Annotated in this window: 25 protein-coding genes and 1 pseudogene; 9 read left to right on the top strand and 17 right to left on the bottom strand. The window is 41.3% G+C overall.

Annotated features, from left to right (window positions below; genetic code table 11):
- The first annotated feature begins 327 nt into the window (after positions 1-327).
- The 3 genes from PUQ00_RS32830 to PUQ00_RS16440 all read left to right on the top strand — a co-directional run bounded on the left by PUQ00_RS32830 (position 328) and on the right by PUQ00_RS16440 (position 2,652).
- Positions 328-516, top strand: coding sequence for a hypothetical protein (locus PUQ00_RS32830; protein ID WP_334759027.1), 189 nt, complete (start codon positions 328-330; stop codon positions 514-516).
- Entirely contained in the window at positions 510-878 is a 369-nt protein-coding gene (locus PUQ00_RS16445) for a PEP-CTERM sorting domain-containing protein (protein ID WP_335029952.1), read from the top strand. Before PUQ00_RS32830 ends, PUQ00_RS16445 begins: the two co-directional genes overlap by 7 nt.
- 400 nt (positions 879-1,278) lie before the next feature.
- Positions 1,279-2,652 carry an ATP-binding protein gene (locus PUQ00_RS16440; RefSeq protein ID WP_300418638.1) on the top strand — a complete coding sequence of 458 codons (1,374 nt, stop codon included), beginning with the start codon at positions 1,279-1,281 and terminating at the stop codon, positions 2,650-2,652.
- 113 nt (positions 2,653-2,765) lie between these two features.
- Here PUQ00_RS16440 and PUQ00_RS16435 read toward each other — a convergent pair whose 3' ends face one another.
- The 4 genes from PUQ00_RS16435 to PUQ00_RS16420 all read right to left on the bottom strand — a co-directional run bounded on the left by PUQ00_RS16435 (position 2,766) and on the right by PUQ00_RS16420 (position 5,222).
- Positions 2,766-3,869: an AI-2E family transporter gene (locus PUQ00_RS16435; protein WP_300418611.1), complete on the bottom strand. Its 1,104-nt coding sequence runs from the start codon at positions 3,867-3,869 to the stop codon at positions 2,766-2,768.
- Positions 3,869-4,219: a hypothetical protein gene (locus tag PUQ00_RS16430; protein WP_300418609.1), complete on the bottom strand. Its 351-nt coding sequence runs from the start codon at positions 4,217-4,219 to the stop codon at positions 3,869-3,871. Before PUQ00_RS16430 ends, PUQ00_RS16435 begins: the two co-directional genes overlap by 1 nt.
- A gap of 94 nt (positions 4,220-4,313) precedes the next feature.
- Positions 4,314-4,751 carry an NUDIX hydrolase gene (locus PUQ00_RS16425; protein WP_300418607.1) on the bottom strand — a complete coding sequence of 146 codons (438 nt, stop codon included), beginning with the start codon at positions 4,749-4,751 and terminating at the stop codon, positions 4,314-4,316.
- A gap of 21 nt (positions 4,752-4,772) precedes the next feature.
- On the bottom strand, positions 4,773-5,222 hold the full coding sequence (locus tag PUQ00_RS16420) for a hypothetical protein (RefSeq protein ID WP_300418605.1): 450 nt from the start codon (positions 5,220-5,222) through the stop codon (positions 4,773-4,775).
- Between the two features lie 594 nt (positions 5,223-5,816).
- Here PUQ00_RS16420 and PUQ00_RS16415 point away from each other — a divergent pair.
- Positions 5,817-6,482 (top strand): hypothetical protein, encoded by a 666-nt coding sequence (locus PUQ00_RS16415; protein ID WP_300418604.1) that lies wholly within the window; start codon positions 5,817-5,819, stop codon positions 6,480-6,482.
- Between the two features lie 340 nt (positions 6,483-6,822).
- Here the strand turns inward: PUQ00_RS16415 and PUQ00_RS16410 are convergent, their stop codons facing one another.
- The 3 genes from PUQ00_RS16410 to folD form a co-directional block, all read right to left on the bottom strand.
- Positions 6,823-7,278: a divergent PAP2 family protein gene (locus PUQ00_RS16410; protein ID WP_300418603.1), complete on the bottom strand. Its 456-nt coding sequence runs from the start codon at positions 7,276-7,278 to the stop codon at positions 6,823-6,825.
- 269 nt (positions 7,279-7,547) lie between these two features.
- Positions 7,548-8,480: a geranylgeranyl diphosphate synthase CrtE gene (crtE, locus tag PUQ00_RS16405; protein ID WP_300418602.1), complete on the bottom strand. Its 933-nt coding sequence runs from the start codon at positions 8,478-8,480 to the stop codon at positions 7,548-7,550.
- A gap of 197 nt (positions 8,481-8,677) precedes the next feature.
- Positions 8,678-9,568: a bifunctional methylenetetrahydrofolate dehydrogenase/methenyltetrahydrofolate cyclohydrolase FolD gene (gene folD / locus PUQ00_RS16400; protein WP_300418600.1), complete on the bottom strand. Its 891-nt coding sequence runs from the start codon at positions 9,566-9,568 to the stop codon at positions 8,678-8,680.
- 325 nt (positions 9,569-9,893) lie between these two features.
- On the opposite strand from folD, the gene PUQ00_RS16395 reads away from it, so the two are divergent.
- Positions 9,894-10,553 carry a pentapeptide repeat-containing protein gene (locus PUQ00_RS16395; RefSeq protein ID WP_300418598.1) on the top strand — a complete coding sequence of 220 codons (660 nt, stop codon included), beginning with the start codon at positions 9,894-9,896 and terminating at the stop codon, positions 10,551-10,553.
- A gap of 94 nt (positions 10,554-10,647) precedes the next feature.
- Here the strand turns inward: PUQ00_RS16395 and PUQ00_RS16390 are convergent, their stop codons facing one another.
- The 3 genes from PUQ00_RS16390 to fraC all read right to left on the bottom strand — a co-directional run bounded on the left by PUQ00_RS16390 (position 10,648) and on the right by fraC (position 13,160).
- Positions 10,648-11,427, bottom strand: coding sequence for an ABC transporter permease (locus PUQ00_RS16390; RefSeq protein WP_300418595.1), 780 nt, complete (start codon positions 11,425-11,427; stop codon positions 10,648-10,650).
- Between the two features lie 93 nt (positions 11,428-11,520).
- Complete coding sequence (fraD, locus tag PUQ00_RS16385) at positions 11,521-12,555, bottom strand: septal junction protein FraD (RefSeq protein WP_300418592.1); 1,035 nt, start codon at positions 12,553-12,555, stop codon at positions 11,521-11,523.
- Positions 12,556-12,614: 59 nt separating this feature from the next.
- Positions 12,615-13,160 carry a filament integrity protein FraC gene (gene fraC, locus PUQ00_RS16380; protein WP_300418589.1) on the bottom strand — a complete coding sequence of 182 codons (546 nt, stop codon included), beginning with the start codon at positions 13,158-13,160 and terminating at the stop codon, positions 12,615-12,617.
- A 223-nt stretch (positions 13,161-13,383) separates the two neighbouring features.
- Between fraC and PUQ00_RS16375 the strand changes: the two genes are divergently transcribed.
- The 3 genes from PUQ00_RS16375 to PUQ00_RS16365 all read left to right on the top strand — a co-directional run bounded on the left by PUQ00_RS16375 (position 13,384) and on the right by PUQ00_RS16365 (position 15,329).
- Complete coding sequence (locus PUQ00_RS16375) at positions 13,384-14,520, top strand: cob(I)yrinic acid a,c-diamide adenosyltransferase (protein WP_300418586.1); 1,137 nt, start codon at positions 13,384-13,386, stop codon at positions 14,518-14,520.
- A gap of 170 nt (positions 14,521-14,690) precedes the next feature.
- The gene (locus PUQ00_RS16370) at positions 14,691-15,110 is read left to right on the top strand and encodes a HigA family addiction module antitoxin (RefSeq protein ID WP_300418583.1); all 420 of its coding nucleotides are present in this window, start codon (positions 14,691-14,693) and stop codon (positions 15,108-15,110) included.
- 33 nt (positions 15,111-15,143) lie between these two features.
- Positions 15,144-15,329: a hypothetical protein gene (locus PUQ00_RS16365; protein WP_300418580.1), complete on the top strand. Its 186-nt coding sequence runs from the start codon at positions 15,144-15,146 to the stop codon at positions 15,327-15,329.
- Between the two features lie 367 nt (positions 15,330-15,696).
- On the opposite strand, the gene PUQ00_RS16360 is transcribed toward PUQ00_RS16365, so the two are convergent.
- Positions 15,697-15,999 (bottom strand): microviridin/marinostatin family tricyclic proteinase inhibitor, encoded by a 303-nt coding sequence (locus tag PUQ00_RS16360; RefSeq protein ID WP_300418577.1) that lies wholly within the window; start codon positions 15,997-15,999, stop codon positions 15,697-15,699.
- A gap of 850 nt (positions 16,000-16,849) precedes the next feature.
- On the opposite strand from PUQ00_RS16360, the gene PUQ00_RS16355 reads away from it, so the two are divergent.
- Positions 16,850-17,206: a hypothetical protein gene (locus tag PUQ00_RS16355; protein ID WP_300418572.1), complete on the top strand. Its 357-nt coding sequence runs from the start codon at positions 16,850-16,852 to the stop codon at positions 17,204-17,206.
- A 189-nt stretch (positions 17,207-17,395) separates the two neighbouring features.
- Here the strand turns inward: PUQ00_RS16355 and PUQ00_RS16350 are convergent, their stop codons facing one another.
- The 6 genes and pseudogenes from PUQ00_RS16350 to PUQ00_RS16325 all read right to left on the bottom strand — a co-directional run.
- The gene (locus tag PUQ00_RS16350) at positions 17,396-18,400 is read right to left on the bottom strand and encodes a transaldolase (RefSeq protein ID WP_300418569.1); all 1,005 of its coding nucleotides are present in this window, start codon (positions 18,398-18,400) and stop codon (positions 17,396-17,398) included.
- Between the two features lie 243 nt (positions 18,401-18,643).
- Positions 18,644-20,074, bottom strand: a complete 1,431-nt coding sequence (gene pyk / locus PUQ00_RS16345) for a pyruvate kinase (protein ID WP_300418566.1) — start codon at positions 20,072-20,074, stop codon at positions 18,644-18,646.
- A 58-nt stretch (positions 20,075-20,132) separates the two neighbouring features.
- Positions 20,133-20,258: a hypothetical protein gene (locus PUQ00_RS16340; protein WP_300418563.1), complete on the bottom strand. Its 126-nt coding sequence runs from the start codon at positions 20,256-20,258 to the stop codon at positions 20,133-20,135.
- A gap of 158 nt (positions 20,259-20,416) precedes the next feature.
- The gene (gap, locus tag PUQ00_RS16335; RefSeq protein WP_300418560.1) at positions 20,417-21,460 is read right to left on the bottom strand and encodes a type I glyceraldehyde-3-phosphate dehydrogenase; all 1,044 of its coding nucleotides are present in this window, start codon (positions 21,458-21,460) and stop codon (positions 20,417-20,419) included.
- A gap of 252 nt (positions 21,461-21,712) precedes the next feature.
- Positions 21,713-22,756, bottom strand: a complete 1,044-nt coding sequence (locus PUQ00_RS16330; protein ID WP_300418558.1) for a DUF2891 domain-containing protein — start codon at positions 22,754-22,756, stop codon at positions 21,713-21,715.
- A gap of 604 nt (positions 22,757-23,360) precedes the next feature.
- A pseudogene (locus tag PUQ00_RS16325) lies at positions 23,361-23,564 on the bottom strand (IS4 family transposase); the annotation flags it as partial.
- Positions 23,565-23,608 lie beyond the last annotated feature (44 nt).

Here is a 23,608-nt window from a genome sequence, read left to right as displayed (position 1 = left end):
GTTATTGCAACAAGTAAAGATTGAGTTATCTAAGGGTTAATAAAATATCTGGAATTGTTTTGTAAAATTACTTAATATAAATTAATTTATATCTGAGCTTTACCTTCGATTAAACTCTGCTTAAACTCATGACCTCAAAATAATTTAGCTGCAAGTATTTGGTAACTTATTTTTTTTCTGGGAACAGGGTTAATAAATAATAATTACTGTTTTCATTAGTGAGGAAATCTTTGTAAATAAGCAAAGAGATAAGAAAGTTTGAGTCAGCTTATTTCTCCACTTTGCAGTCTGCATTGCTTGCAGAAATTTATCATGAGGAAAACTGAGATGAAATTGCTTCTACAATTAGTGTTTGCTGCTAGTATTACTCTGAGTTTGACTACTATAGATGCCAAATCTGCATCTGCTGAACTTATTAATTACGCTTTCACCATTGATAGTCCTATAAATACACGAAAAGGCTTTTTTGCTTTGATGACTCAACTTTCAGTAATAACTACATTCCAGAAGTGCTAGTTAAATCGCTTTCTTTCCAATTTGATGGAGATTCCACCGTTTACACCGAACAAGATGATTTAAACTACCCAGACTTTCCCATAGTATTTTCAACGACATACTTAACAGGACAGACATCTTCTGTGGGACTAAATTATACATTTGATCATAAAGCTAATCCTTCCAGTTATACAAGTTACGAAATTGTTGATGAGGATTTTACAATTTTTTCCAGCACTTATCCAAATACTGAAATATTCTCTGGTAAAGTTTATTATGAAAAAGTACCTGAGCCTACAACTTTAGGTGGTACTCTCTTTGCTTGTGGTCTTGGTTGGATATTGAAGAGAAAGGCAACATCAATGAAAAAGGTTAAAGTTTAACCTTTGTTTTGGGGACAGCTAATATAGTTTGTAGTAACCCATTAAAAACAATAAATAATTGATTCAAAATCAAGTAATGAAGTATGAGCAATTCATACTTCATTCTTTATTTGCCGCTCGCTTAGAGTTTTTTTATTTTATCTTGGAAACATCATCGTGAAGAAGCGATGTCTAGCGACAAGCCCGGAGGCGGAGCGTCTCTGGCTTTGCGCTAAACGTCTACGCAGTCAGAAAAGTATTGAATTTGCTGAAGGACTCTATATTCCCACATCTACACTGTGAACTTTCGGTAACAATCTGGGAAAAATAAATTTGTAATAATTGATGAACTTTGAAATTATAGAGACGGGTATTCATGATGTTACCAGAAATATTACCTCAGCAGTCAAGCCTTGCGAGTATGCTAACTATGGGTGGCATAACAAATGCTAATGAGTCGAACTTGCGATTAGAGTCAACTTTGCAAGAATTACCATTTTGGCAAGTTCACATCGAAGTAGAGCGTCCGGGCAATGATTTAGCTATGCTCTTTAAGCAAGAGCCTTTATTGCCAGGAATTATCCTTAATAATAATCAACAATATGTGGGGATGATTTCGCGGCGGAAATTTTTTGAGCATATGAGCCAGACCTATAGTTTGGCACTATTTTCTATAAGACCGATTAAAATTCTTTACAAGTTTTTCCAGCCAGAGATATTAGCATTTTCTGAGGATACGCGCATTATCAATGCTACTCAGGCAACTTTGCAACAACCACCTGAAATTGCTTATGAGCCGATTTTAGTTAAAACTACATCAGGAAAATATAAGCTCGTCGATTTTCATCAATTACTCTTAGCCTACTCCCAAATTTATATCTTAACACTTGTTAAACTACAGCAGGTAGAGGAACAATCTAGACTCGCTAAAGCAGGCTTTCGTGATCTTCAACATAACTATACGCAATTAATTCAGAATGAAAAAATGGCTGCCTTAAGACAACTTGTTGCTGGTATTGCACACGAAATCAATAACCCCGTCAACTTTATTGCTGGCAACCTTGTCCACGCTATCGAATATAGTCAAAATCTACTCAATCTTATTAGATTATACCAACAATGTTATCCCGAACCAAAAGGGGAAATTAAAACTGCGATCGCCCAAATTGAACTGGATTTTTTAAGCACTGATCTTCCCCGTCTTCTCACCTCTATGGAGGTTGGCACTAAGCGAATCGAGCAAATCATTCTTTCCTTACGAAATTTTTCTCGTCTCGATGAATCTGAGAAAAAATTTGTTGATATCCATGAAGGTATTGATAGCACCCTAATAATTTTACAAAGTCGTCTCCAAAATCACCAAATCGGTGAAAGCATAAACATAATTAAGGAATACGGTGATTTTCCTAAAGTTGAGTGCTACGCTGGATTACTCAATCAGGTATTTATGAATATTTTGGCAAATGCTATTGATGCTATAGAAGAGTCATTAGTCATGAGTCATCCGTCATTGGTAAGGAATAAAGGAAAAATTTGCATTCGGACTCATCTCACTGATGACAAGCAAGTAATTATTCGCATTTCCGATAATGGCCCAGGAATTCCAGAGAGTTTACAAAAGCGATTGTTCGATCCCTTTTTCACCACTAAACCCGTTGGGAAAGGAACTGGATTAGGTTTATCTATCAGCTATCAAATTGTTGTGGAAAAACACGGCGGTCAGTTGCAATGTATATCGACTTTTAGCGAAGGGACTGAGTTGATTATTCAAATTCCAGTTCAACTTAATTCTTAACAAGTTCAGAAAAAAGCCGTAAAGTTTTAGCGGAAAAACAAGCAATAAGCAAAGGATAGACATTTTTATAAATAGTCAACATTGTCAGTTTTCCTTCACTTACAGATTGAATTTTAACTATAAGTTCCTGCTCTCTCAGTAATGATTTTTACAGGTTCTGACACGATATCATTTAGCTTATTAAACTCTCCAGCCCGCCAACTGTCTGTTATATCCTTGATAAAACTGGCAATAGGGATCGCAATTAACAAACCCAGCACTCCTCCCAACTTTGCCCCCAACAGCAAAGAAATCACCACCCACACGGGATTTAGACCAGTCAAATTACCAAGAATTCGAGGTGCAATAAAATTAGAATTAACTTGGTCGATCGCAACAGCTACACCTAAGACTTCAACTCCTAACCAAAAGTTTTGCAATGCCACCAACAAACTTACTATGGCGATACCTACTCCTGTACCAAAGGGAAAGAGAGAAAACAAACCAATACCGATGCCAAAAAGTAAAGCCAAGGGAACTTGCAGCGCCAAAAACGCCAGTATAATTGTCACTCCTAACACAGCTCCCAATGTTGCTTGACCGATGAAGTAATTGTGGAAATCCTCTCGCAATAATTCCCGCACTTTTAACCCAATGTTAGGGGGAAACCACTGAAAAATTCCGTCCCAAAGACGTTCGCCGTTTAATATTAAATAAATAGTCAGTACTACCGTCAGCAGCACGTTGAGGACAATACCAATGGTATCAACAGCAAAACCAAGAATTCTACCAGTGAAAGACTGAACTTGGTTGGATAATCGTTCCAGAACTTGGGTAAATAAACCACTTAAATTAATGGGAAGCTGTTGTTGACTTAACGCCCAATCCTGGAAAGCTTGCAGTTGCACAGTACCAGAATCAATCCAACTGGGCAAAATATTAGCTAGCTCTACGAGTTGTTGGATAATCAGGGGAACCAAGGTGATGCCTAAAGCTCCTAAAACCACCACAGTCAAAAGCAAGACTCCGGCGATCGCTAGGTTGCGTTTTACCCTTTGTTCTTGGAGAAACTGGATTGGATAGTTCAAGACAAAAGCCAGTAAGATGGCGGCGGCAATAATACTCACCAACGGTTGAAAATACTGTATAACTTGGAGCAATAGCCAGCCATTGAGAATCGCAATGGGAAATGCCAATCCTATAGTTAACCATCGCGGCAGTTTGTTTGCTGATTGCATTAGTCGTGACTCCACAAGAGTTTTAACTTTATTTTGGGTTCTGGGAACTGGGGAATAATCGTAGTGGTGGCATTTGCAAGTCTAGCATTTGAGTATTTTTGATGTGCTTTGTTTGCAACTCCTAATGCATCCTCATTAATAAAATATTCTCCACTTTCTGGCTCAACTGCCATGTACCAGTTATAGTGAGTTTTAATTAATGACTGTTGTACCTGAGCAAAAATTGGTTGGCAGCGCTCTTTAAATACTTTGCCTTCAACTTTCGATTTGGCTTTCTGTTCTTGAGTCCACTGAATTTGTGGTAAAATTCTCCCCCGGCATATTTGACGATTAGATTTTACTTGAGTCATAGTTGGTTCTCAAATCTATTTCCATATATATATTTTCCACACTACTTCAAACTGGGCAACTAATAGCCGTTTAGCAAACAGTGATTCTCTTTGATTAGCCTTGTTGATTTGTCTCCATAAAATCCAACATAATTCGCCGATGCACACTCCCTAAAGGTCGCACTTCGCCAGCCTTTTGGGAATAACAGTTACCTTGGCGAATATCTTCTGGGGTCAATAACCCCATATCCCACCCTTCATTCAAAACCAGTTGATTTAATTCCATCAAGAGTGGTGCATGAAAGACATGACGGACAACTCTTTCGTTGGAATAATAGCCAAATTCAACAAAAGGTGGCAATGTGTAACCGATTTCTTCTAAAATTTCTCGCTTCACTGCTACCTCTGGCGTTTCATCCGGTTCGATATGACCGCCAAATAGCGCCCAGTAACCAGGGTAGAGAATACCGGGGATGTTATCGCGCAGTTGCATGAGAAACTTGTTTTTTTGGTAGAGAATTGCGATCGCTACATGCACCGGTTGATTGTTCATATCTTCATTTTTAATTGCTAATTACTCTTCTTCTAGATAAACTTCCCCCAATTCTTTACCAGCTAAGGGGATACTTCGGTAGCGAACTTTACCCTTAATCACCACTTGTGCTCCCTCGGCCAGATTCTTTTGATGGGTGACAACCCAAATTTTGCCAGTCGAGTCATTAATTTGATAAGCCCACTGCTTCATCAGAGGAGCTTGCTTTTCTACCTGACCTTGGATATAAACTATAGCCTGATTGTCTTGTTTTGGTTTAATTTCTCCAATTGGGGTGACATTAGTGCCAATTTTTAAGTTAGCCCCATTCAAGCCAGAGGAAGGCAAACTACCACAACTACAAAGTCCCACCACCAAGAAAAAAATCAACCCCAGACGGTAGGGAACAATGCTGTGTCCGTACAAGAACGAAAGGGACAAATTTCTCGCTTGTTCTATCAAAGCCACCGATTGAGCAAATTTTTGGATCATTGTTTGCTTTGTCCCCAGTTTCATTAAATCAGTAGAAAATAAACATTATGGATTTACTGTGAGAAAAACGCTATGACATCAAACAGAAACACAATAATAGTTAAAAGTCAAGAATCAATATTTTCACACTGGATTTTGGACTGTTGACTCTGCTAGACCATCGATATCACTAAGGGACTGACAAGAAAACTTGGGATGTTTTTTTATTTCTCAGTCCCTAATCAAAAACCTAATCCCCTGCCTTCCCTACTAGCGTTGGGCAGGGTGGTTTCATCCGAAAAAATAAAAATATGGAAGTTTTTATTTCTCGTGTATAACCATAGATTTTGACCCCGCTTCCATTCCTCTCCCCGTTGGCATCAGCCTGCCGTTAGGCAAGCAAAGAGAGGCAATGAGAAAGCTAGTTACAGTTTTCCTTTGTTTGTATGAAACCACCCTGCTATTACCTTCTTAACTCCCCACTCCTAATTTTATTTTTGAGTAACAAAATATATTTTTTAACACTTCTTTAATCCTCATACTGAAGTAGCTGGGTTTTCAGCTTTTTTCTTATAAAATCTTCTAGGACACCTTGATTTACATAATCTAACTTTTGTGCATAGATTTCAGACTTTACCAAGTGTTTTAGGATTAGCGATATCTACGACGACCTTCGCTTACGCTCTTTTGATTGGTGGCACGAGTTCCGTCTTTGCCCAACAAGCCATTCCCCTTTGTCAACCACCAAATGCAGGTGAGTATCTTTTATTAGTAGTCAGTCCCACAGCAAATAATCAAAAGCAGTTGCGTAGTGCCTTACCGTCTGAACTTAAGACGATCACCTGCAAATATCTCAACGAAACTGTGACGCGAGTCGGGGGCTTTAACAAAATTGACGATGCCAATCGTTGGGCGAGGTATATCAGCAATATTGTTGGGTTGTCTGCCATAATTACCACTAGACCAACAACGCCAGATGTGCAGCCACAGCCACGCTCACCTCAGCAGACAGTAAGTTATAATCCTCAAGCCTTAGGAGAAGGTTATGCAGTGCTGGTAGATTATTACAACCGTCCAGAACTAGTAAATAGTGTGCAGCAATTAGTGGGAGGTAATGTAGGTTTTGTTTCTTATGGACAACGCCCTTACTTGTTGGCAGTTTATACCACCAACCAAACTGAAGCATATAACACTTTACAGAAGCTGAACGATCGCGGTTTTATTGCCAGCATAGTAGATAGTCGCAAGGTGATTCTGCTGCGCTCAACTGTACGGTTATAGTGATATTAAGTTTTCTGGAATACTGATGGGATCTACCAGGGTGGTAATTTGTCAACTAACCGAATTTTAGATTTTCCTGCGGAACACTAAGCGAACGGCGTGACACTTCGACTTTGCTCAGTGCAAAGACGCTCAGTCGAACGTTTTGAAATTTGGGATTTTAAATTCAAAATTTCAAAAGGTTTAAACCGAACGTATTTCTTTGGGAAATAAATCTAAAATCCTCAAACCCCTGAATTTATTCATCGGGTAAATCTAAAATCGAAAATCCAAAATTGGTTGACAAATTACCAGTTACTAATTATCAATAGCCGCTCACACAAAGATTCATTGCCCTAGCTTAATAAGCAGACCTAGCTAACCAATAGATAGTTATACCCAAAGCCGACCCGGCTATTACCTGAACTGGTGTATGTCCGAGTAATTCTTTCAGACGGTCTTGGCTAAAGTCTGGTTTTTCATCAAATAATTCATCAATCATTTGATTAAGGATACGAGCTTGCTTACCAGCCGCTTGGCGAACTCCGGCTGCATCATACATGACGATGATCGCAAAAATCATCGCCACGGCAAAATCAGCAGATGCCCAACCAATTGTTTGCCCTACCCCAGCCGCTAGAGCTGTAACTAAAGCTGAATGGGCACTGGGCATACCTCCGGTTGTCACCAAAACACGTACATTTAGTTTGCGATTTTTGACGATCTCGATTACGAGCTTTAGTGCTTGAGCAATTAAACAAGCTACCAGAGCAACCAGCAGCACCCGGTTGTCTAAAATGTTGCCTATGTCCTGCATGGTATTTTGGTTAGGTTAGTAAATATTAGCAGCAGTTGTTGGTTGAGGAAACATTTAGATTCAACCCAAAATCCAAAATTAACCTAGTACATCACGGCGAAAACAGATCAATGATTCAAACAGCCAAAAAGCTTATCAAGTAAGCTTTTTGAATTTTGAATAAGTGAATTCCTCTGGGTGGTAGTAGTACAGCATAGCGTCAATAAACCACCCATTCCAAATCAATGAAACGCTTACGGTATAGGAATTACGAATTCCGCAAAGCGGTACTAGTTCTTGCGGCTGGTAATAAAATGAGCGATCGCTTGGAGTGGTTTGGCTCTGTCTCCAAATGGTTCTAATTCCACACAAGCTGCTTGAACTAGCTCTTGGGCTTTTGAGCGGGATTCCTCAAGCCCCCAAAGGCTGGGATAGGTGACTTTCTTGGCTTTTTGATCTTTGCCAGCTGTTTTGCCTAATTGCTCTTGAGTAGCAGTGATATCCAGAATATCATCGATGATTTGGAATGCTAGCCCAATATTTTGAGCATAACGGGTCAGTCGCTGCACATCTTCAGGTGATGCCCTAGTTATGATCCCGCCAGAAACTACGCAAGCTTCTAAAAGAGCGGCTGTTTTGTGTTTATGAATGAAATTTAGCGTTTCTAGGGAAATATCTGATTTACCTTCCGATTCTAAATCGACAACTTGACCGCCGACCAAACCTGCTGCTCCTAGCGCCCGACCAAGACGGGCAATTACCTGCAAGACTAAATCTCTGGGCACACTTTGGGGAGTTTCAATGGCAACAAACTCAAAAGCTAGAGCCAACAAGCCATCCCCAGCCAAAATCGCCACATCTTCGCCATAGATTTTATGATTCGTCAGCTTGCCACGACGGTAATCGTCATTATCCATCGCTGGGAGGTCGTCATGAATCAACGACATTGTGTGGATCATCTCCACAGCACAAGCCGTTGGCATCGCCATTTCGATAGTTCCACCCATCATTTCACAGGTAGCAAGGCAAAGAATGGGACGTACACGCTTGCCTCCAGCTAATAACGAGTAGCGCATCGCCTCATAAATCTTTTCTGGATAAATGATCGGGATAGCTTGATCTAAAGCAGTATCACAAAGCTTTTGTCGCTCTTTCAGATAGGCTGCTAAGTTAAACGTGGCTTCCTCTGGTGGTGTCTTTTGAACGTTATCAGTTGCTACCATTCTTTAATTCCTGACATTTTGGGATTTTTGTCTTATAAGTCACAATTTTAAGGTGCTGTGGCGCGGAAAAAATGAAGAGTTAGGAATTAGAGACGCGATTAATCGCGTCTGTACAGGAGAGACGCGATTAATCGCGTCTGTACAAGAGTTAGCAATAATAATTCTTAACTTTTAACTCATCACTCTTGACTCCTCACTCATAACTCTGTTTCTTCTCTTGCCGTCTTAGAATAGCTGGCAAATGTATTTTGCAACAAGATGGCAACAGTCATCGGACCAACACCACCAGGAACGGGAGTAATAAATCCTGCTACCTTAGCGGTTGATTCAAAGTTAACATCGCCAATTAAGCGACTATTGCCACTAGCATCGGTGACACGATTCATCCCCACATCTACCACAACAGCGCCCGATTTCACCATGTCAGCAGAGATCAATCCGGGATGACCTACTGCTGCAATTAGAATATCAGCATTTTGGGTGATGGTTTTGAGGTTGTGCGATCGCGAGTGAGCGATCGTGACTGTGGCATCAGCTTCTAATAGCATCAACGCCATTGGTTTACCCACTAAAATACTGCGTCCCACCACTACTGCCTGTTTTCCCTGCAAAGGAATCTCATATTCTTGTAAAAGCCGCATCACACCAGCCGGGGTACAGCTACGTAAACCGGTTTCTCCCCGTACTAGTCGCCCCAAGTTAACTGGGTGCAATCCATCAGCATCTTTATCGGGATCAATTTGATGTAGCAGAGCCACAGCATCCAAGTGGTTAGGTAAGGGCAGCTGCACAAGAATGCCATCCACTCGTTCATCGTGGTTTAGTGCAGCTATGACCTCTTCTAACTCCTCAAAGGTAGTTTGGGCGGGAAAATGCTTACCAAAAGAGGCGATACCAACTTTAGCGCAGGCTTTTTCTTTATTACGTACATAAGCGGCTGACGCTGGATTATCGCCAACCATCAGCACTGCTAAACCAGGAGGTCGTCCAATTTTTGGTTGTAATTGTGCAATGGCAACAGAAAGTTCTTGCTGAATTTTTGCAGCTATTGCTTTACCATCAAGGAGTTTGGCAGTTTTTGTTTCCATGAGAATTCCCAGCTATATTCGCCTTTTGTCAAAACTTAGCCGTTCCTGGTCTAGAATACCAATTCAGTTTTACTAAAACTGACTCCCGACTCCTGTTGTATCAACATTTCTTGACCTATGTCAGCATTTTTTGTTTTAAAAACCACTGAAAAAGCGCATTTTCAGGTGATTGCCGATTTTTCCGAAATTTATTTTTGATTATTTACTGAGCTGATCTCTATTTGGGGTGTACTCTCAATATACGGTAACTATCACGCTCGACCTTTGAGATAAATTACACCCACAGGTGAATAGCGTCAGCAACCCCGATCTGGGAGATGTTTTTATGAAAAATTATGCTGAACAGCAGAAACTTATATTATTAAGTCAAATCACAAATAAATATTTTCAGCGCCGAGATTTCAGTGGATGTGACTTGAGTAGAATCGACCTAAAAGGAATTGATTTAAGTGGTGTTAACTTCATAGGAGCGGATTTGCGTGGTGCAAATTTGTCTGGCTGTGTTCTGACTCGTGCTAATTTAAGTGGGGCAAATTTGATAGAAGCTAGCTTATCTGAAGCTAATTTGTATGAAGCATCTTTGTGTGAAGCCAACTTGATTAATGCTGATTTAACACGAGCAAATTTGTGCGGAACTTTCTTATGGCGGGTGAAACTCACAGGTAGTAATCTTTGGGGCGCTTCTTTGTGTGATGTGGATTTGAGAGAAGCAGACTTAAGTGAAGCCAGATTAATTGAAGCATCGCTGATTGAAGCTAACTTAAGTTTTGCAAATCTCACAAGAGCAAAGCTATGTGGAGCAAAATTACTAGAAGCTAATTTGACTGAAGCTAACTTAACTGGTGCAGACCTAACATGGGCAAATTTAACCAAGGCAAACTTGAGTAAGGCAAACCTTTGGAAGACAAATCTGATTTATACTAAGTTCCGGGATACTATCATGCCTGATGGCACAATTGAGCAACCTCAAATAGTGATTTATTAGTGGGGAGATGGTGATAATTTTAGATTTTGGATTAAAGAATTGAAATTTAATCCAAAATCTAAAATCCAAAATCCAAAATTGAATTGCCCAATGACTAAAATTCGCGTTGTGAAAAAATAAGACTAGCGATCGCTAACAACATGACACTATAAAGTAAGCCATAGCCAGCATTTGTAATCAGTGCAGTTGTGTCAGGTAATGCTTGCAGACCGTAAACGGCATCATTTTTCAAATCTAATCGAGATAAATCTGGCAAGATGAGAAACAAACCTTGAGTTAGATGTTCTATACCAGGGTTGCGGCTAAGACGCCCAATTTGTACTAAATCTGGAGTAATATTTCCGATCAAATATACCGCAAAGGTTAAAATAGTCGCTAGTAGAGAAGCGGTAAAAACACCGAAGGTAATAGCCACACAGGTGATTAATGACATCTGTAAAATTAAGAAAATTGCCGCAATTAGAATGCTGACCGTTGGATGAGGAATGTTACCAAATTGCAGAAATACTAAATAAATTAGTGTCATAATGGCGACAAGTACAGCTATGACTGCGGATAAACCCAAGTATTTGCCGATGATAATTTCGGTGCGACTGACAGGTTTAGCAATTAACATTAAAATGGTGCGTTTTTCAATTTCTTTATTAACCAGTCCTGTACCAACAAATATTGTCACAATTAACCCGATGGCATTCATCGCCGCCATACCAAAGTCTAAAAACATTTTGTCTTCAGTCGTAGCTGCAAATTCAGGAAGGACGCGGAAAGCGGTGGCGAGTATTAGCGCATAAAAACCAATAATATATAGGATGCGATCGCGTGCCACTTCCTGAAACACATTCTTTGCCAATACAAAAATTCTGTTAATATTCATTTTTCTTTGGGAGTGGAAAACTCGGGCCCCCTCTGGGGATTAGGGGCAATGAGGAGGGAATACAGCATAGGGCATTGGGCGTGGTTATTCTCGTCATCTCCCGCTACACACTTTCCATCCTCCCGGCTGCGGAAGTGGTGAGCCAGGATTTAATTTACTGCCGAGATCACATTCAATTTCTCCAACTGTAATCTTATTCTCTGAATTATTAGCTGCTGTAACTGGTTCAATCCGACAAGATTTCTTCAAGTAATAGCCGCGTGGGTTAGAACTCGGCCCTATCCAAATACTTAATAAATCTAATACGTATCCAGACTTAGTATTAGTTACACGCGGTTCAACGCCCCATAGTTCCTTCTCTTCATATTTATCCAGGTTCTTTTGAATTACTCCCCTACCCAGAGTGCCTACACGCTGTTCCGCACATTGCAACCATTTCTCTACTTCCGACCAAGGACGTTCAGCTATTCGTTCTACTACTAGTGGTTGAAGTTTCTCTAGAATCATAACGCCGTTTTGGGGGATTTTTACTGGTTCTATTGTTCTGACAACAAAGGTACTACGTTTAAAAGTATCTGCCTGCAAACTAGGATATTGTCGTAACCAATTATCCATCACAAAGTAAAACTGAATCCAACAACTTAGTAGCATACTACTAGCAACTAAAATTATGATTCTTTGGCGGTCTTCTGGCTTAGGAATTCGAGCTTTAGCTTCGGTGTCATTTCCTTCAATAAATTCTGGTATTGCCGTAATTAGTGCTGAAATTGTCGGCCAAAAAACTATTGTTCTTGGTGTAATTACATCCTGTTGATTTCCAAATGCAAAAACACTCACTAAAAATCCAGTGATCACTGCCCCGACTGGCATAAAAGTACCGGGAACCCTCAAAGGATCTTCAGTTGTATACCAAGCTGTGCCCGCAATTAAAAATAACCAACCAAAAAAGGCAATTATATCTTTGATATAGCCGATAGCAAAAAATGAAAGTACCCAAGAAAAAACACTCAGATAAATAAATGTCTGCCAAGAATAAGCTTTGGGTGGAACTAATACTTTTCTAATTCCTGCATAAAGCCCTTCCGCAAATTTAAAAAACCCAAATACATCTTTAAGTAGCGTATTCATATTCTTAGTTTCACCTAATTAATCATTATTTTCATCGAAATTCAACAAGTCAGTTCTTGCTATTTTGAGCGAAATAATAAAATAATTGTGATCAGAGTATAACTCAGAGAATTCGCTATTAATATAGTAGTAACTAAACTTGTACTTTGTAATTTAAGATTGGTAAAACTACGCCATCGCCGCCGTTGAAATGTTTCAGGTTCTTCTTCTTCTTGTTTTTTAACAACTGGTTCATTCAATGATAGTAGTAATACCCTGAGAATGAAAAATTTCATCAAAAAAGTAGCAAAGAAAATTACAAAAGCAGTTAATATAATTAAACTTTGGGACTTCGGTGATTTAAAATTATTAAAAAACATATAGTTCATTAATTCTGATTTTACTTGTATCGGCAACATTGGTTCTGATACAAAAAATATGAACCAGCCAATCACGCTAGAAAACAGATTGATAGAAATAGCATAAAAAGTGCTGGATTTTTTATCAAATTTTAGTCGATAGTGCAAAACATATGCTTCGATGGGGATGGCAATTAGTACAAATAAAAAGTCAAACAGAATTCCACCAATGGGAAAAATCCTGGGAAGCATCCAATTTTCGGGCATAAATGGTCAACGGTAAGGGTTAACTGTAGTGAGTATAACTGGGATAGTGAGGGTGATGGGGGAAATTATCCCATTGTTCTTGTCCTTTACTATGCTGGTGTGCCAGTATTCCTCTATTAATATTGTTAATACTTGTACGGACGCGCTAGAAGGACAGTTTCTAAGATGAAAGTACAAGACGTTAGGTAAGATTAAAGACTGCCACGTTATAGCTTTTCCAGAGATGACAAGGAACGGTATCGGTATTCGCACGGCGCAAGTGCGCTCAGAACGGCTCATTGGTCAAATTCACATCTACGATGGCGTGGGTAAAGGTAAGTCTCAAGCGGCTTTAGGGGTGGTTTTGCGCTCCATTGGTTTGGGGATAAATATGCCTAGCAATTCTAACCGCGTTTTACTGTTACGGTTTTTAAAAGGGCCGGGACGTGATTATGACGAAGATGGGGCGATCGCAGCTTTACAGCGCGGTTTTCCCCATTTAATTGACCAGGTTCGCACTGGGAGAGCCGAATTTTTTGGCCCAGAAGAAATTACCACTTTTGACCGAGATGAAGCGGAACGGGGTTGGGATGTCGCCAAAGGTGCGATCGCCAGTGGTTTATATTCAGTTGTGGTCTTGGATGAACTTAACCCCGTTCTGGATTTGGGTTTGCTACCAGTGGATGAAGTCGTGCAGACATTAAAATCCAAACCCCAAGAATTGGAAATCATTGCTACCGGACGCGCCGCACCGCAAAAGCTGCTTGATATTGCAGATTTGCACTCAGAAATGAAACCTCATCACCACCCAACAGCCAAAGCCCTCTTACTTGAAGGGATTGAAATTTATACTGGTGCTGGTAAAGGCAAGTCTACTAGTGCTTTGGGCAAAGCCTTGCAAGCGATTGGTAGGGGAATCAATCATCCAGGGTCTACCCGTGTGTTGATTATGCAGTGGCTTAAAGGTGGTAGTGGCTACACAGAAGACGCAGCGATCGCCGCCTTGCAGCAGTCATATCCAGAAGTGGTGGATCATCAGCGCTGTGGTGGAGATACGATTGTCTGGCGAAATTCCCGGCAAGAATTAGACTACGTAGAAGCGGAAAGGGGTTGGGAAATTGCGAAAGTTGCGATCGCCTCTGGTCTGTATAAAACTATTATTCTCGATGAACTTAATCCCACTGTTGATCTAGAATTACTCCCCGTTGAACCTATTGTCCAAGCTTTACTCCGCAAACCCCGCGACACCGAAATCATTATCACTGGTCGGTGCCAAAATCCACCCGCCTACTTCGACTTGGCTAGCGTCCACTCAGAGGTTTACTGCCACAAACACTATGCAAATCAAGGTGTAGAACTTAAACGAGGCGTAGATTTTTAGGTTCCCCATCCCTTAAAAGGAGATAGGGCAGGTGAATTTGCAGTAAACCTAGAAGGTGGTAAACGACTTGTATTTATGCCAGACAACGACCCCATTCCCATTACCGAGGATGGAAGCATTGATTGGTCAAAAGTTACTGCTGTTTGTATTGAATTCAATTGGAGATTACCATGATTGAGACAACCCGAACATTCACTCCAGATTGGGTATCTTCTCCCGGTGATGCGATCGCTGATATATTAGAAGAGCGTGATTGGACGCAAGCACAATTAGCAGAGCGATTAGGCTACACTACGAAACATATCAGCCTACTCATCAACGGCAAAGCACCTATCAACGAAGAAACAGCCCTGAAGCTAGAACGAGTTTTAGGGAGTACAACAGCATTTTGGCTCAATCGTCAAGCCCAATATCGCGCTGGTTTAGCACGGATAGAAGAAGACAACCGCTTAAAGGAGTGGATATCTTGGTTAGATCAGTTACCAGTTAAAGACTTGATCAACCAAGGTGTAATTCCTAAGTGCCGTTTAATTGAGAAGAATAAGCCTGGTTTGGTAAAAAAGTTACTGCAATTTTTCAGTGTTGCCTAGGAACGTCAAGCAGATCAATGGTCGCGGGAATTTTTGATCCCACCTGAGTATGAGGGAGAATTAAGGAAGCTTAAATATGAAACTGAAGTAATTGATTTTGCGGAACGTATCGGTATTCATTCGGCTATTGTTGTAGGTCGCCTGCAACATGATCATCTAATTGATCCGTCTTGGATGAATGGTTTAAAGGTGAGTTTGGATTTTCAAGGGATAGAATAAGCAGAGGATAATATAAGTCGATATGTTGAAAATAGAGTGGAAATGTGTGAAGTTTGGCGCACTAACGGAAATTTTTACTTTTGGGTAGTAGTATATTTTGCTGAAAGCGATCGTTGCGATCACGCATTAACACAGAGAATAAAAGCTTTAGAGACAAGTGATTAGGGGCTTCCAAAAAATAAAATATTCCCTAACAAATAATGAACAATCACTATCAGGAGCAATCAGGGGTAGCCGTTGGCTGTCCCTGATTCCCTATTTTGTTATATTTCTCAATATTCTTCAAAAGTCCAGAGCAGAGATCGCATTTTGTTTTTGCTAGTTTTCAAAACCGCATTTCTGGTGTACTTGAAAATAGAGAGTACAGTTATCTTGTGGGCAAAGCGTCATCGCCGTCTGAAGGGTACTTCAAAGTTACTACATGCCCATCTTGATGATCAGAATGGCACTTCTGAGTAACAGCGTGTTCATCACTATCAGAAGGGTACTTCTTTGTTGCTACAACGCCGTCTTCACTATCAGAAGGGTACTTCTCAGTCATAAACGTCTGTCCGCCGCTAATTGCTTCTGATTGTTGATCAGAAAGGTCTTCACCGTTTTGCCCTTCTAGAAATCGGGCGAAGAATGGTACTGCTTGTGAATTAAAATCTTCTGGTTTGATCTCAGACATAATCTTTCTCCTATGAAAAGTGAATTTCAATTTAGACTACAACTGAACTTGATGATATTACATAATACATACGTATCAAGAGTATTAATTTTATTAACAAAATATTTGTTTATGTAAAAATAATTGTATAAAATTGAAATTATAATAATCTTTATTAAGTAGTTTGTTAACAACTACTACTGAGTATTCGTTTCACAAAAAGAGAATCTTTCCTTAAAACCCTTTTCTTAGTAAACAATGTCAACCCCAACTCTTGGAGACGCTACGCGAACGGGGAATTCAAAATTCTTGCATTCAAATCCTCATACTTCGACAAGCTCAGTAACCATAAATAAATTTATTTGCTCTGTATCCTTTTCTTCTTCAGTCAAATCTAGAATCAATTTTCTTCTTTGACTATGGTTTGACAGGAACAATTAATTTTCGCTATCCATAAAATCAGATATCAAAGCTGGTAGTCTTGCTTATCTAACTTTTAGTACTGTTCAAATAGGGATTATCAATAATATATTTTTTGTATGAGTTTCTGGTTTTGGTAATCTTGCGATAATTTGGTTCTCCCTACCCAATGCACCAATAAGTATTGGAATGTGGGTAGCAAAACAAAGCTCTCTCAAACTGATACAGCTAGTAATTAACCCACTTGATTTTCAATTATGAAAAATTATATTTTATTAGATATTGACTATTTATCTCGACAGTTTAATCCTATTTACAATTATCCATAACGATGAAATTGCAATATAGAATTTCATACTAGATTAAGTTCAAAAAAAGTGTGTGAGCAATAATTTGCGGACTTTAGAGTGTTTAATAAAGTTATTGCCAAAAGTCTAGTAGAAGCAAAAACATGAAAGGTTTCAAGAAGCTATCCTCAATAGCAATGTTGCTATGTGCCTTTGTGTATCCGCCCTCATTAGCTGAAGCGAAGGATATTTCTTTAAATAATGCTCGCAATGAACAGAGCGCTGCGCCAGAGGCTAACCTAGTTGGAGATAAAACCGGAGAGCTTTTAATTGCTCAATGGCGGTCAAGACGATACGAAAATATCCGGCGACAGCAGATTATCCGACGACGGGAGCGTTTCAGACTATATGAAAATAACCGACGAGGGCCTTTTGAACGATATGAAAATAACCGACGAGGGCCTTTTGAACGATACGAAAATAACCGACGACGGTCTTTTGAACGATACGAAAGAAAATAACCGACGCCGTTATTGATGACTGCTGATACAACAAAGCAATGGTTAGTGGTTGTTCTATTAACCACTAACCATTAACTATCGTTATGTTGTAAGGAAATACCAAAAAATAAATTATCCATAACCTGGCGGTGAGTTATGGCTTTAGCCTAATGCACCTTACTGCTTGGATATTTTTTTAATTGGAAGTCCCTAATGGCTTGCTACTACCTCTGTTTCCAGGCGAACCAGTCGGTCTGCCAAAAGTTTCTCAAGGTCTTCTAATGCCTTGGTAAAACCTTTGATGCCCTCGTCTAGTTTGTCAGTTGCCATGCGGTCAGCCGCGTGCAATTTGTCATAGGTAGCTTTGTCAACGGATATCTTTTCAATTTCCAAGTTTGCTGCCTTGGCAGGGTCGAGTTTGCGTGGCAGTTCTCCAATAGTTGCGTGCAATTCCGCCAAAAGTGCCGGTGAAATTGTCAACAAATCACTACCTGCAAGTTCAGTAATTTCACCAATATTACGGAAGCTAGCTCCCATAACTTCGGTTTTATAGCCGAATTTCTTGTAATAGTTGTAGATTTTGGTGACAGACAAAACTCCTGGATCTTCGGCTGCTGGATAACTATCGCGTCCGGTATCTTTTTTGTGCCAGTCGAGAATCCGACCGACGAAGGGAGAAATTAACGTGACACCAGCTTCTGCACAGGCGATCGCTTGGTGAAGACCGAACAACAAGGTAAGGTTACAATGAATACCTTCTTTTTCAAGAATTTCCGCAGCGCGAATGCCTTCCCAGGTGGTGGCAATTTTAATTAAGACGCGATCGCGGCCAATTCCGGCGGCTTTATACTGGGCAATTAATTCCCGTGCTTTAGTCAGGGTAGCTTCGGTATCGTAGGACAAGCGAGCATCCACTTCCGTAGACACGCGACCGGGAATAATTTGTAAAATCTTTAATCCAAAGGCAACTGCCAGACGGTCAAAAGCTAGAGAAACTATCTGTGCTTGGGTAGCTCCAGCTCCAGCATCTTTCTTGCCCTGGAGTAAAGTTTGATCAACAATTCCCTGATATTCTGGCATCTGCGCCGCAGCAGTAATCAGAGAAGGATTGGTAGTGGCGTCTTGGGGTTTGAACTTTTCAATTGCCTGAATATCCCCTGTATCTGAGACCACAACAGTCATTTTCCGCAATTGTTCCAGTAAATTCTTAGACATAAAATACTCCGTGATGTTTGTTTAGGATTTACCGAAGAAGAAAAAATTCTTTCCGTGACTCTTCGTCCTGACTTGACTGCTGGGGTATTGTGAATTCACCAATTCTGTCTTCAGCAGGACTTCTCATTTATTCCCCAGTTCTTTACACTCTTTACTGTTCCTTCAATTCTGATTCTGGCAATTTTTCGGAATCATTGCCGAAGTTTGCTTACTATCCACAGCCACAGCCCTATTCTAAGTGCCTTATGCCGAAATTGGCTGTCCAATGGAATGCACTTTGATTAGACTAGTTGTTCCCGATTTACCAATTGGAACACCAGAGGTAATTACCACCTTATCGCTCTTATTCGCTAAACCCATCTCTACAACTGTGTTCACCACATTGGTAAACATCTCTTCGGCATTGTGGACTGGTGGGATCAGCAAAGCTTCCACACCCCAAGAAAGCGCTAGTTGGCGATAAGCGGTGATGTCAGAGGTGAGGGCAATAATGGGAGAAGTCGGCCGATATTTAGACACCATTCTCGCCGTACTTCCTGAAGTCGTGTTACAGAGAATTGCCCGTGAGCCTGTTTCATAGGCAATGCGACACACAGATTCTGCCACAGATTCGGTAACGCTGAGACTGCCTGCTTCATGACACCAGGCATGTCTGCTACTCTCATCTAGAGCCTGTTCTGTCCGCACGGCGATGTTGTGCATCATCTGGACAGCGGCGATGGGATATTGTCCAACAGCTGTTTCACCAGAAAGCATTACCGCGTCTGTTCCATCTAAGATGGAGTTGGCAACATCGGTTGCTTCGGCGCGGGTGGGGTCGGGAGCGCTAATCATCGACTCTAGCATTTGGGTGGCTGTAATCACCGGCTTGCCAGCACGATTGCAACGGCGAATAATATCTTTTTGAATTAGGGGTACTTCGTGAATTGGCACTTCCACCCCTAAATCGCCACGGGCAATCATAATCGCGTCGGCAACTTTCAAAATGGAGTCAAAATTTTCTACTGCCTCTGCTCTTTCGATTTTGGCAATTAAGCGGATGGAAGCGCCAGCTGCTTCAATCATCCTTCGGGCGGGTTCTAAGTCTTGTGGCGATCGCACGAAGGACACCGCTACCCAGTCTACACCCAACTGAATCCCAAAGCGCAAATCCAGCAAGTCTTTTTCGGTGATTGAACTGACAGGTAAAGGAGTTTGTGGCAGGTTTACTCCTTTGTGCGTGGAAATTAACCCGCCAATTTTCACTTCGGCTCGAATGCGATCGGCATCGCGATCGGTGACAATCAACTTGACGCGGCCATCATTAATCAAAATCGGTTCGCCTGGTCGCACCATTGCAAATAAAGTTGGCAATGGTAGGGGTAGTTCGTCGATACTCTCACCCTTTTGTTGCAAAACAAAGGTGACTTCACTACCAGCTTCCAGATTTAACCCTTCCGGTGGTAAAATTCCTAAGCGAATCTTCGGGCCACACAGGTCTTGCATAATTGCGATCGGCTTTTGCTGCTCAGTACTAATTTGCCTGAGATACTGAGCCGTTTGGGCGTGGAATTCATAGGCTCCGTGGGAGAAATTCAGCCGCGCCACATTCATTCCAGCTTCTACTAAGGCTTGCAGCTTTTCAGGCGCACATGAAGCCGGCCCAACAGTACAAATGATTTTGGTTCGACGCATAGGGATTGGGGGTTGAGGAATAACTTGCAAATTTGGATACGTAATTCGTAATTCGTAATTAAGAGACTTCAGATTTTATTTGGGTTTCCCGGTTTAAATCTTTAGCCTTCTTTTGCAGAATTGGTATTATGCGGGTGCGTAGGCGTAGACCGTCGTAGCGATCGCACAAAGCATCCAAATTCACACGTGCTTCATATCACTGGTTTGCTAAAAAAGTTACTTGATTTAGTCTTGTTTTCAGGGTATTTACCATCCCAAATCCCAAAAGTCTTTAGTCAAGAGTCAAAAGTCAGGAGTTAGCATTCAAAAGCTAATGACTAATGACTAATGACTAATGACTAATCAAACCACAGCTGCTGTCGATGCCAGTTTTTCCTTCTGTGACATAGACAACATCAGGTCAATCACGCGATTCGAGTAGCCCCACTCGTTGTCATACCAGGCAATTACCTTGAAAAAGTTCGAGTTCAACTCGATACCAGCACCGGCATCGAAGATACTGGAATGGGTATCGCCTTGAAAATCTGTGGAAACTACTTCTTCATCTGTGTAGCCCAAGATACCCGCTAGAGAACCTGCGGCAGCCTCCTTCATCGCAGCACAGATTTCCTGATAACTAGTGGCTTTGGCAGTTTTGAAAGTTAAATCAACTACAGAGACATCGGGAGTCGGAACTCGCAATGCCATACCAGTTAACCTACCCTTCAATTCTGGTAAAACCAGTGCTACGGCTTTAGCTGCGCCTGTGGAGGAGGGAATAATATTCTGGGTTGCACCTCGACCACCCCGCCAGTCCTTTTTGCTGGGGCCGTCTACGGTTGGCTGAGTGGCAGTCATCGCATGAACTGTGGTCATTAACCCTTCAGTTAACCCAAAGTTGTCATTGATCACCTTTGCTATGGGAGCTAGACAGTTTGTAGTGCAGCTAGCATTGGAGACAATGATATCTTTGCTGGGGTCAAAAAGGTGATGATTTACACCAATTAATAGGGTAGGAACTGTATCTGGATCTTTAGTGGGAGCGGAAATTATCACTCGCTTTGCACCTGCCTTCAGGTGGTTTGCCGCCCCTTCATAGCCAGTGAAGAGTCCCGTAGATTCCACGACATAATCTGCACCTAATTGTCCCCAAGGTAACTCTGCTGGATTCCTCACCGACACACAAGGAATAAAGTGTCCGTCAATCACGATGCCATCTTCGTTGGCTTCAACCTTGAGCTTTAATTTACCGTGGGTTGAATCGTACTTTAATAGATAAGCGAGGTTATCTGGTGGTACTAGGTCGTTAATCCCCACAAACTCAATGTTGGGATTATCGACGCCAGCACGAAGCACAAGTCGCCCAATTCGACCGAAGCCATTGATACCAACTTTCAATTTAGTCAAAATTAAACCTCCCGTTGTGGACAGTTGAACAAAAGGAGAAAGTTAAAAGTCAAAATAGATTGCCTTTTACTCTTTACTCTTTGATCGTGACAGTCTCGGTCGGTTAAACCAGGTTTACTTGGCATCTTTTAAGGTTTGGGGCATTGGGGATTAGAAATTGGGAAAACCCCCATTTAATTTTCTACTTATCTCTTTGAGCTAATTGTTCGAGTTTTTACAAAGTCTGATACATTGTTAGATCGCCCAGACTGTTCAAATAATTTGCCTTTGCAACCCACGATTCGTTAAAAGGTAAACAGCGAAAGTTCCTAGCCAGTGACTAGCTGCATAATGTTCACTGACAACATTTGCTAATCCATTGTGACGATGATGAACGGCAGCAGAGCGAAGTGTTTCTATGCGGCGATCGCTATTTGCCAATCCAGAAATGATCCCCTCAAGCATCCAAGCGCGACTGAGATTAAGTCCGTACAAGTGGGATTGCATATAATCTTGAGGATTATCTACTGTGTTCGGTTCTAACCAATTTGCGGAATTCTCGATCGGTATTTGGGGAAGAAAATTAGTCAGCCAGTCAGTGAAAGCTGTTGTTGGCAGGACTCGCCGCATCAAGTCGGCTTCAGCAACGCCAGGAGAGAGAAAATCGTAGCCAAGCGGCTCGAATTGTAAGGAATAGTTGTGATCGTTGAGATAGAATTGCCGTGCTTTGTTCTCTATTAACTCAGTGAAGTCAGTATTTTCGGTAATCCTTGCCCAATCCAGCATCAAACCAAGTGCAAAAGCTGTTTGGTTATGCATCCCTGTGCGATTTGGGAGTTTCAGTGCGTCAATCCAACGGTATAAGTTACCTGGAATCAACTTTTCTAGCGGTTCCAATACCAGCCGCCATTCTTTCGCTTGAGGATGATTCCACTCGTGAAGTTCCGCAGCCAGTTGCAAAAGCCACGCCACACCATAGGGAAATTCAAAAAAGGGCAGGCGTTGGAAATGGGCAATCTCTCCTTGAATCTTCTCAGGTGTTAGGCTCTGCTCAAGTGCTTGCTTTGATGCTGCATTGAAGGAGGCTTCAGGAAAGTGACGCATGAGACGTACTAGCACCCAGTGACTATGTACGGCTGAATGCCAATCTAAGCAGCCATAAAAAGCAGGAGTCAATTCACGCGGTGGTTTTATATCCTCGTCGCTATCAATCCAATACAGACCACTGTTGGGATACTCCCGCCCGATACAATCCAGCACTAATTGAGCAAATTGTGCTGCGATCGTTTCATTAATCTCCAAATTATCGGGTGGCATGGTAACATATTACAATTTTGTGTAAAAGTGTAGCCTTTTTAATGCAGGCGAACGCATTAACATTGCATCGGAACGCATTGGCATTGCAGGGGGACGCATTAACATTGTATTGGAACGCATTGGCATTGCAAAGTATTGCCAAATTTAATTCGCTACCAATTAATGAAATGCTGTACTTAGGGACTGACAAATAAAAAAATACTCAATTACTTCTTGTGGGGTGGGCGTCTCGCCATTGGTGTCAAGTTAAGCCAAAACTCTTTTAAAATCTCGTTTCCAGCCCTCTGGCTGGAAATGCACCTCATCGTGGCTCTGCCGGAAGTTTTGAGGCGGAGCCTCTCAGAATGCATTCCCAGTCTCTGACTATTGGTGACAACTTAAAGCGATGTGTACGACGGGCTACGCCTACGCCAAAATGTCAAGTGGGGTGTGGAGATAAGTCCAAAGTGTGTCGCTGCTGAGATTTAGGTTGATATTTAACAACTCCCAAATCTCGATTTTTGGGAGACATTACTTGTTCAAATATCGAGAAAAAGAAACTCTAGAAATCGCTTAGACAACGCTTGTTGCGATACGCAAGTCGATGCAGCACAATCAATTTGTCTTCTCGATTTAATAACCGATGTAACTCGCGCACCGATGGTACTTGTCGCCACAGTAGTGTTAATACTGCTGCCACCATTAGAGGTAAACCCAGAATCCGGTCGCGTAGTCCTAGCTGTTGGTAATATGACAGTTGATTGTATACCAGTGGTATTAATAGCTCCTCCATCCGCGCCGCGATTGCTTCGTTTTCTGGCGCTGGCATGTTTCTATCCCGCTTGTGATCTGGGTTTCCGACTCTTGGATTTC

The organism is Nostoc sp. S13, assembly GCF_029379315.1.
Classification (GTDB): domain Bacteria; phylum Cyanobacteriota; class Cyanobacteriia; order Cyanobacteriales; family Nostocaceae; genus Nostoc.
Note: the sequence above shows the minus strand (reverse complement) of the source record. Positions and strands in the feature narration are given on the sequence as shown.